Here is a 7,427-nt window from a genome sequence, read left to right on the forward strand (position 1 = left end):
CCCCCGTCTCAGTCCCGCCCGTTTAAGAGGGTTACTTGCCCCCGCTTTGGCGATGCCCGCCCGTGGATATACTTGAGAGACACCGGGAATTTTTATGTCACAGATTGACCTCTTTGGCCCAACCGCTGACCCCGCCCGCATTCCAAAAACCGCCACCGTACCGATCCTGCCGGGGACCTATGACGGACTAGACGCGCTCAAGGCGGACTGCTCGGTGTGTTATCGCTGTGACCTAGGGCAACATCGGACCCATGCCGTCGTGGAACGGGGCCAGCGCACCGCCCGGATCATGGTCATTGGCGAGGGACCAGGAGAGCATGAGGACCAGACGGGGTTGCCCTTTGTCGGTAAATCCGGTCAACTGCTCGATAAGATCCTAGCCGCCGTTAAATTTGATAGTAATCAAGATATTTATATTTGTAATGTCGTCAAGTGCCGCCCTCCCGAGAACCGCGAACCCCTACCCGCCGAAGTGAGTGCCTGCATGGGTTATTTACGCGAACAAATCCGACTCGTAGACCCCTGGATCATCCTATTGACCGGGGCCACCTCAGTTAAGGCTCTGCTCAATGAGAAACGCGGAATTACCAAAATCCGGGGCCAGTGGTTGCAGTGGGAGGGGCGGTGGGTCGTCCCGATTTTTCACCCGGCCTATCTTTTGCGCCAGCAATCGCGGGAGGTCGGCGGACCTAAATGGCTGATGTGGCAAGATATCCAAGCTGTCCGGGCCGTCTATGAGCGATTGCAAGCGGGCCTCCCGGTGGAAGACCTGACCAGTCCGCCGGTCTAGAGCGTCTCTAGGGTAATCCGGGAGCCACTAGGGTCTTTGTGGACTTTAATCTGGGTGGGTAAACGTTCACCAAGGGCTGAGACATGGGTGATGATGCCAATCATCCGATTCTGTTGACGCAAGGATTCTAGGATCTGGGTGACACTTTCTAAGGTTTCAGCATCCAAACTGCCGAAGCCTTCATCGAGGAAAAGACTGCCGAGCTCGGCCCCCATCGCTAGTTTTTCCGATAGGGCCAAGACCATACATAGAAAAAGAGATAAGTTGTGATACACAAATGAGGGGGTGTAACCCGTATGAGAGAGGTAGGACAGGAAGTGTCTGATAAACGTTCGTTTTTGGGACAAATGGGTATACAAGCGACTCACCCTATATCAGTGATTGAGTCTTCGGAGAAAAGCAGTTCCCCATGAGTTTGAACATAAGTCAGGGGAATCTTAGGATTATTAATATCTTTCCTACCATCAGCCAGCCACTTCGTTTCCCATTTCGTGTAGAACGGCTCCATCTTTTCGGGCGTTAACCGATAAATTTCTCTTAACTCAATCGCTTCATAGGTCGCAAAAATCTAGTCCACTTTACGGTATTTAGCAATTATGACTGGATTTATGTAATGATGCGTCGAGAAACTTCTGGTGAGATTGAGGTTGACCGACTTGAGTTCGTATTCGTTGCCAGCCTCGTCAATCGCATCATTACCTTCGCGTCCCCCCAACACCTTAAGATTAAGCGTGAGGCAGACCTGAAGTATCTTCCCGCCATTATCTTGAAAAATGTCTTTAATCCCGTGCTTTGCCGCTAATTCTTGATATGTTCGTATACTGGGGAACAACTCTTTTAGGAGTGCGGCATCTGCATGGGCTTTCATTACTGCTGCTCCGTGAGCAGCAATGCTGGGTCAACCTCTAGCGCGTGTGCCAATTTTTTAATATTGTCGATAGAAATATTGCGCTCGCCGCGTTCAACGGAGCCGATATAATTTCTGTGCAGGCTCGCCAGCTCGGCGAGTGCTTCTTGAGAGAACTCCTTCTGCAACCTGATTTGACGCAAGTTCCTAGCGAACCGGAGACGAAGAGTAATTTGTGTTTTTTGTGATGACACATGATGATTTTTGCTGTGTTGACCACTATGCGTCTACATACTATAAGTGTTATAGCAGTGTAATGAAGGGACAACCACATAGTAAGAACGACCTCTGACGGCTTCCAACAGCTCCCTGCTTACACCACAGAGCTTGGAAAAGCATATTGCGGCGACTCCCGCCAGATGCTGGCGCAGTTGCCGGACGATAGTGTAAATCTGGTAATAACGAGTCCACCCTTTGCCTTACAAAGGCAAAAAGAATACGGAAACAAGGATCAGTCAGAGTATATAGATTGGCTTACAGAGTTCGCCGCTCTAGTTTACAAAAAACTGAAACCTGATGGCAGCTTCGTGATTGATTTAGGCGGTGCATACCAGAAGGGTAGCCCAACACGTAGTCTGTATAATTTTCGCATTCCTATCAAATTCTGCGATGACCTTGGCTTCTTCTTAGCAGAAGATTTTTACTGGTATAACCCGTCAAAACTGCCAAGCCCTATTGAGTGGGTGAACAAAAGAAAAATTAGGGCAAAAGACTCGGTAAACAATCTGTGGTGGTTCAGCAAGACGGAATGGCCTAAAGCCGATGTATCCAAAGTACTAGCTCCCTATAGTGCCAGAATGAACAAGCTTCTCGAAGACCCTGCGGCATTCTACTCGCCAAAACTACGCCCATCAGGGCACGACATTGGGAAAAACTTTGGCAAGAACAATGGGGGCGCTATTCCTTCTAATCTTTTGCAGATACCCAATTCAGATTCAAACAGCCAGTATTTGTCCGGTTGCAAGCTTATCGGCGTTAAACAGCATCCGGCACGTTTTCCGGCCAAGCTACCAGAATTCTTCATCCGTTTTCTGACCGATCCTGATGATCTTGTTGTCGATTTTTTTGCAGGATCAAATACCACAGGGGCAGTGGCAGAAATAGAGGGTCGGAGATGGCTGGCCTTTGAAGAACGGATAGATTATCTAGCAACCAGTATTTTTCGGCTGCTCGGCAAAAATTGCAGGTCGGAAGATATGCAATTTGTCCATGAGCAAATATTGAAAGGACAAACCGTTCAGGTGAAGGACTATATCATTCAAAATTCATTACCCGTGGTTAGCAAGCCCTTATCTCAACAACAACCTATCGAGATTCCAGCTCAGTAGTAGGTATTTGGGTTAAAAGCGGCAAAGGTACAAAAAGGGACTTGGGGAGCAATGGAACGATAAATGAACTTAAGGACTGGTCAGCTAGCCGGACATTTCCTTAGCCGAAAGCCGCGTAAGCTAAGCTGCCTGACTCGCTACATGTGAATCACAAACATGGTTTACAGTGACCAAACCCATTTGGGTCGACACCTATATCATCCCCATAACAAGCACTTCGGATACGTTCTTTCGACCCGTCATAGAGCGCAGGTCCCGGCTCCCTTGTGGGCAGACTGGCTAAGCTTTGCCACTTCTGCCAGGGACTTTTGCCAAGGGAGCTAGGCCGTCGTTCCCGGTTGTAGTCCGCCTGCCACCTTTGTAGTTGCTCGGCTCAATCAGGTGCCTTGCTATCGACTAGGCTGTAGAACGCCTCAAGGTCAGTACACTGCCTACGCTCAACCTTGCCGTTGCGGTGGGGGGAACGCGGCTTCGTGGGACGAAATTTAATCTCCAAAGCCATCAAGCGGTACTGCACCTGATAAGCGATGAACTCCTCGCCATGGTCGGTTTGGCTGCGTTGGCTAGCAAAAGGAAATTCAGGGATTACCTGCTCGAGGAAGGCTCGGGTCCGGTCGGCCTTTTGATGGGGGTATCGCCGGATGACTTTGAGGTGCGTACAGTCATCAATTGCCATACATGGGTAGAGTTTGGGACCAATGTTACCGACATCCCTCTGAATTCGTTCACCAGGAATCTCCTTGTGGTCACGTTTACGACCTTTACGGGGGCGACGGCTTTGGTCAAGTAATCCGTCAAGTCCTTGCTGCTGGTAGCGCGTTACCCACTTACAAAGGGTGGGACGGGAGATGCTACAACGGCGGCTGGTGGGACTATACTTACCTGTTTTATCGTAAAGCTGCACCCAACCGAGGCGCATTTTGACCTTGGCAGCCATGGGTAAGTCCTCAGGCAATTGAGGTCTAATTTACCACCTCTAAATTGGTAACCATGTTTGCGATTCACACATATTAGGTTTATGGTATCTTCATGGTTTTTAGTCACGACCCATCAATCTTAGGTTTTTAAAAAATTAAAGCGTACGAAATTCTAGAGAACGGGTAATTAAACTTTTTGTAATTGCTGGACTTGCGAGAGGTCCGCTGCCGTGCCTAAACCCTGTCCAATCCCCACCGCTACCGCTCCCGCTTGTAGATAATCCGTCGCTGTCGCCAGGGTCACGCCACCACAGGGAAAAAAGGGCACCTCGGGAAATAGTTGCTTCAGACTATGCAGATAATCAGGACCGCCCACCTGAGCCGGGAACAACTTAATCACATCCGCCCCCAAACGCCAAGCCCGCTCCACCTCCGTCGCCGTCCAAGCCCCACTGACCACCAAGACCCCCGCCGCTCGCCCCAGCGCAATAATCTCCGGGTGGGTAAAGGGCGAGACCAAAAAAGCCGTCCCCTGGGCGATGGCGGCTTGAGCCTGTGCGGTCGTCATGACCGTCCCGCACCCCGCCCTAAGCTGAGCCATCACTGCCAGAGCCTCGGGAAAGGTGAGCGTAACCTCCAGTTGGCGTACTCCTGCCGCCTGGACTCGCGCCGCAATTTCCAGAGCCGTAGTCTGATTAGAACTGCGGATGACTGCCACCAGTCGGTCCTGTTGCCATTGTTGTAATAACGGATGCATGAGCTTAGACCACGGTGCGCTGGGCCTGCCGCTGGACCTGTTGTCTGGCCCAATGGTCGACCTCAATCACATCTACCAGCGTTGGTTGCTGAACCGGGCTATGGGCGTCACAAGTGAGAGCTAGCAGGCGGGGAATATCGGTGAAACTGATCGACTCTTGCAGGAAAAGCTCGACTACAGCTTCGTTAGCAGCGTTGAGGACCGCCGGGAGGGTGCCCCCGACCCGGCCCACTCGGTAGGCCAACTGCATACAGGGATATTTCTCGTGGTCCGGGGCCTTAAAAGTCAAAGTCCCGACTTCAACTAAATCGAGTGGTCGCCACGGGGTCGAGAGCCGTTCGGGCCAACTCAGGGCATACAAAATCGGCAGCCGCATATCGGGCCACCCCAACTGCGCCAAGACTGAAGTATCCGTCCATTCAATCAACGAGTGGATGATGCTCTGGGGGTGAATCACAATCTCAATCTGGTCGTAGTCCAACCCGAATAACCAGTGGGCTTCAATTACTTCGAGACCCTTGTTCATCAAAGTGGCGGAGTCTACGGTAATTTTTTTGCCCATGACCCAGTTGGGGTGTTTGAGGGCATCGCGGACGGTGGCAGTTTGGAGTCGTTCCACGGGCCAATCGCGAAATGCACCCCCAGAAGCGGTCAGAATAATCTTATTGAGTCCCTGGTTTTGAGTCAGGGCGTTACTTTGCAGACATTGGAAGATGGCGGAGTGTTCGGAGTCTATAGGCAGAAGCTGGACCCCCTTGGCTCGGATGCGCGGTAAGACCACAGGACCGGCGGCGACCAGGGTTTCTTTGTTCGCTAAGGCAATATCTTTCCCTGCTTCAATCGCCGCCAGGGTGGGCAACAGTCCCGCCACCCCGACAACGCCCGTCACGACGACTTGACTAGCCCCGTGGGCGGCAACCTGGACTAGCCCGCTCGGTCCCGTCCAGATCTCCGGCAGGACCGCCAAATCCGCGAGTAATTCCCGTAACTGACGGCGTTCCGGCTCCCCCGCCACGGCTACCACCTCAGGCCGAAACTGGCGGACCTGTTCGCTGAGTAAGACCATATTGCTGTGGGCACTGAGACCGACGACCCCAAAGCGTTCAGGGTAAGCCGCTACAATCTGGAGCGTCTGGGTACCAATCGAACCCGTTGAACCCAAAAGGGTAAGTTTTTTCACAGTCTCGTCCGCTGATACTCGCCATTGTCGGTTTACAGAGACCCGGTGTCTAGCCACAAATCCCCATAACTTCACAATACTCCCGCTTGTTTCTAGTCCAGAGGACGTGCCAACCTAAAACAGTTTTCGGGGATATTTATGTTTTGGCGCAGTGTCGGGGTTTTGTTGTTGTGGACGGGCGGGCCGGTGCTGGCTCAAACCACCACCCGTGTCCCGCCCAATTTCGAGATCCGGCTCGAAAAAGCAGCCCGTCCCCTCTCGCTCAAAGAAGCCGTAGGGCTGGCCCTAGACCAGAACCAGGACATCCTCAAGGCCCGCAACAATGTTTTCCGTGCTGAGGCGGGGGTCCGTGCTGCCCTAGCCCTCCGGTCGCCCAACCTCAGTACCACCAGCAGCTACACGGGCCAAGAATTGGGGGCTACTCCTTTTGCCAACAATGTAAATCTCCAAGGGACGGTGGGTTGGACGGTCTATGATGCCAGCCGGGAACCCCAGATTGAGGCGGCGCAACTCACGCGAGAACGCACTACCCTGGACCTCCAGACTCAGGAGCGCAATATTGCTCTCAGTGTGACCACGGCCTATTTCAACTTGCAACGAGCCGACAGCGATGTGACGATCCAAGAAGCAGCGGTGACCAATGCCCAAGCCAATTCGGACCAGACTCGCAAGCGTCAACAAGCAGGACTTGCCACCCGCTTCGATGTCCTGCAACAGGAAGTCCAACTCGCCAATAGTCGTCAGAGTCTGTTTGCTGCCCAAAATGAACAGGCCCGGACTCGATTGGTCCTTGCGGATTTGCTAAACCTAAGCCAGTCCATCCCGGCCCGTGCGGCCGACCCTATCGCGCCCAACCCCGACTGGACCCAGGACCTCGCCGCTACGTTAGATCTAGCCCTTGACCGCCGTTCTGAATTGAGTGCCCTGGAGCGAAATGTGGCGATTGCTAGTGCTCAACAGGCGACGGATAATGGTCAGGTCTTGCCCCGGCTCACGGTCTCGGCGGGCTACGGGTTCAATGATAACTTGCGCGGCTTCAACCAACCTCAGACCATCTTGGGGGCGAGCTTGAGTTGGCAATTGTACGACGGGGGGGCGAGTGTGGCCCGTCAGGAGCAGTTGGAGTACGACAAACGCAACCTGCGGCTAGATGTGAGCCAGACAGCCCAACGGATCAGGAGTGATATTGAGCAGGCTTATCTTGCAAAGGAGACGGCTAAGGCCCAGATGGGTTCGTCCCAGGTGGCTGTCAACCAAGCCAGCGAGGGCTTACAACTGATCCAACGCCGCCGTCAACTCGGGCTGAGTCTGCAAATTGAGGTCATCACGGCGGAACGTTCCCTGACTGAGGCGCGTCAGAATTATGCTAACGCGGTCATTAGCTATAACCGTGCGCTGGCTGAACTGGGACTAGCTGTAGGGGTGTAATGCTTAGCTTCCGCGCTCTCAACGGGCTACGCGTTACCTGTGTCTCCTGGTTGCAGGGGTTGTGTGCGGGGGAGTTAGGGGTTGGCACACGGTTCCGCCCTCGCGCTCCCGCCGACCCGC

8 protein-coding genes and 1 pseudogene are annotated in these 7,427 nt (G+C 53.1%); 3 read left to right on the plus strand and 6 right to left on the minus strand.

What is annotated here, in order from left to right; translation table 11 throughout:
* The first annotated feature begins 94 nt into the window (after positions 1 to 94).
* Positions 95 to 790: a uracil-DNA glycosylase family protein gene (locus tag HFM78_RS13900; protein ID WP_287130051.1), complete on the plus strand. Its 696-nt coding sequence runs from the start codon at positions 95 to 97 to the stop codon at positions 788 to 790.
* Here the strand turns inward: HFM78_RS13900 and HFM78_RS13905 are convergent.
* From HFM78_RS13905 to HFM78_RS13915, 3 genes and pseudogenes are all read right to left on the minus strand, one after another.
* Positions 787 to 1,005, minus strand: coding sequence for a hypothetical protein (locus HFM78_RS13905; protein ID WP_287130052.1), 219 nt, complete (start codon positions 1,003 to 1,005; stop codon positions 787 to 789). The genes HFM78_RS13900 and HFM78_RS13905 overlap by 4 nt on opposite strands.
* Positions 1,006 to 1,154: 149 nt before the next feature.
* Positions 1,155 to 1,658: pseudogene (locus HFM78_RS13910) on the minus strand (restriction endonuclease).
* Positions 1,658 to 1,840, minus strand: a complete 183-nt coding sequence (locus HFM78_RS13915; protein ID WP_396035062.1) for a helix-turn-helix domain-containing protein — start codon at positions 1,838 to 1,840, stop codon at positions 1,658 to 1,660. The pseudogene HFM78_RS13910 and the gene HFM78_RS13915 overlap by 1 nt, the downstream one beginning before the upstream one ends.
* 216 nt (positions 1,841 to 2,056) lie before the next feature.
* Here HFM78_RS13915 and HFM78_RS13920 point away from each other — a divergent pair, with 216 nt between their 5' ends.
* On the plus strand, positions 2,057 to 3,025 hold the full coding sequence (locus HFM78_RS13920; RefSeq protein WP_287130054.1) for a site-specific DNA-methyltransferase: 969 nt from the start codon (positions 2,057 to 2,059) through the stop codon (positions 3,023 to 3,025).
* Between the two features lie 373 nt (positions 3,026 to 3,398).
* Here the strand turns inward: HFM78_RS13920 and HFM78_RS13925 are convergent, their stop codons facing one another.
* From HFM78_RS13925 to HFM78_RS13935, 3 genes are all read right to left on the minus strand, one after another.
* On the minus strand, positions 3,399 to 3,962 hold the full coding sequence (locus HFM78_RS13925) for a helix-turn-helix domain-containing protein (RefSeq protein ID WP_287130055.1): 564 nt from the start codon (positions 3,960 to 3,962) through the stop codon (positions 3,399 to 3,401).
* 167 nt (positions 3,963 to 4,129) lie between these two features.
* Positions 4,130 to 4,699 carry a bifunctional 4-hydroxy-2-oxoglutarate aldolase/2-dehydro-3-deoxy-phosphogluconate aldolase gene (locus HFM78_RS13930; protein WP_287130056.1) on the minus strand — a complete coding sequence of 190 codons (570 nt, stop codon included), beginning with the start codon at positions 4,697 to 4,699 and terminating at the stop codon, positions 4,130 to 4,132.
* Positions 4,700 to 4,703: 4 nt separating this feature from the next.
* Complete coding sequence (locus HFM78_RS13935; RefSeq protein WP_287130057.1) at positions 4,704 to 5,879, minus strand: 1-deoxy-D-xylulose-5-phosphate reductoisomerase; 1,176 nt, start codon at positions 5,877 to 5,879, stop codon at positions 4,704 to 4,706.
* A gap of 138 nt (positions 5,880 to 6,017) precedes the next feature.
* On the opposite strand from HFM78_RS13935, the gene HFM78_RS13940 reads away from it, so the two are divergent.
* Positions 6,018 to 7,307 carry a TolC family protein gene (locus tag HFM78_RS13940; RefSeq protein ID WP_287130058.1) on the plus strand — a complete coding sequence of 430 codons (1,290 nt, stop codon included), beginning with the start codon at positions 6,018 to 6,020 and terminating at the stop codon, positions 7,305 to 7,307.
* Positions 7,308 to 7,427: the final 120 nt, after the last annotated feature.

This window comes from Candidatus Cyanaurora vandensis, from assembly GCF_013285555.1.
Lineage (GTDB): Bacteria > Cyanobacteriota > Cyanobacteriia > Gloeobacterales > Anthocerotibacteraceae > Cyanaurora > Cyanaurora vandensis.

What these genes read in the sequence shown, in the direction of transcription:
- HFM78_RS13900 (WP_287130051.1), top strand. Translation starts at nt 95, where the DNA reads ATGTCACAGATTGACCTCTTTGGCCCAACCGCTGACCCCGCCCGCATT.
- HFM78_RS13905 (WP_287130052.1), bottom strand. Translation starts at nt 1,005, where the DNA reads ATGGGGGCCGAGCTCGGCAGTCTTTTCCTCGATGAAGGCTTCGGCAGT.
- HFM78_RS13920 (WP_287130054.1), top strand. Translation starts at nt 2,057, where the DNA reads ATGCTGGCGCAGTTGCCGGACGATAGTGTAAATCTGGTAATAACGAGT.
- HFM78_RS13925 (WP_287130055.1), bottom strand. Translation starts at nt 3,962, where the DNA reads ATGGCTGCCAAGGTCAAAATGCGCCTCGGTTGGGTGCAGCTTTACGAT.
- HFM78_RS13930 (WP_287130056.1), bottom strand. Translation starts at nt 4,699, where the DNA reads ATGCATCCGTTATTACAACAATGGCAACAGGACCGACTGGTGGCAGTC.
- HFM78_RS13940 (WP_287130058.1), top strand. Translation starts at nt 6,018, where the DNA reads ATGTTTTGGCGCAGTGTCGGGGTTTTGTTGTTGTGGACGGGCGGGCCG.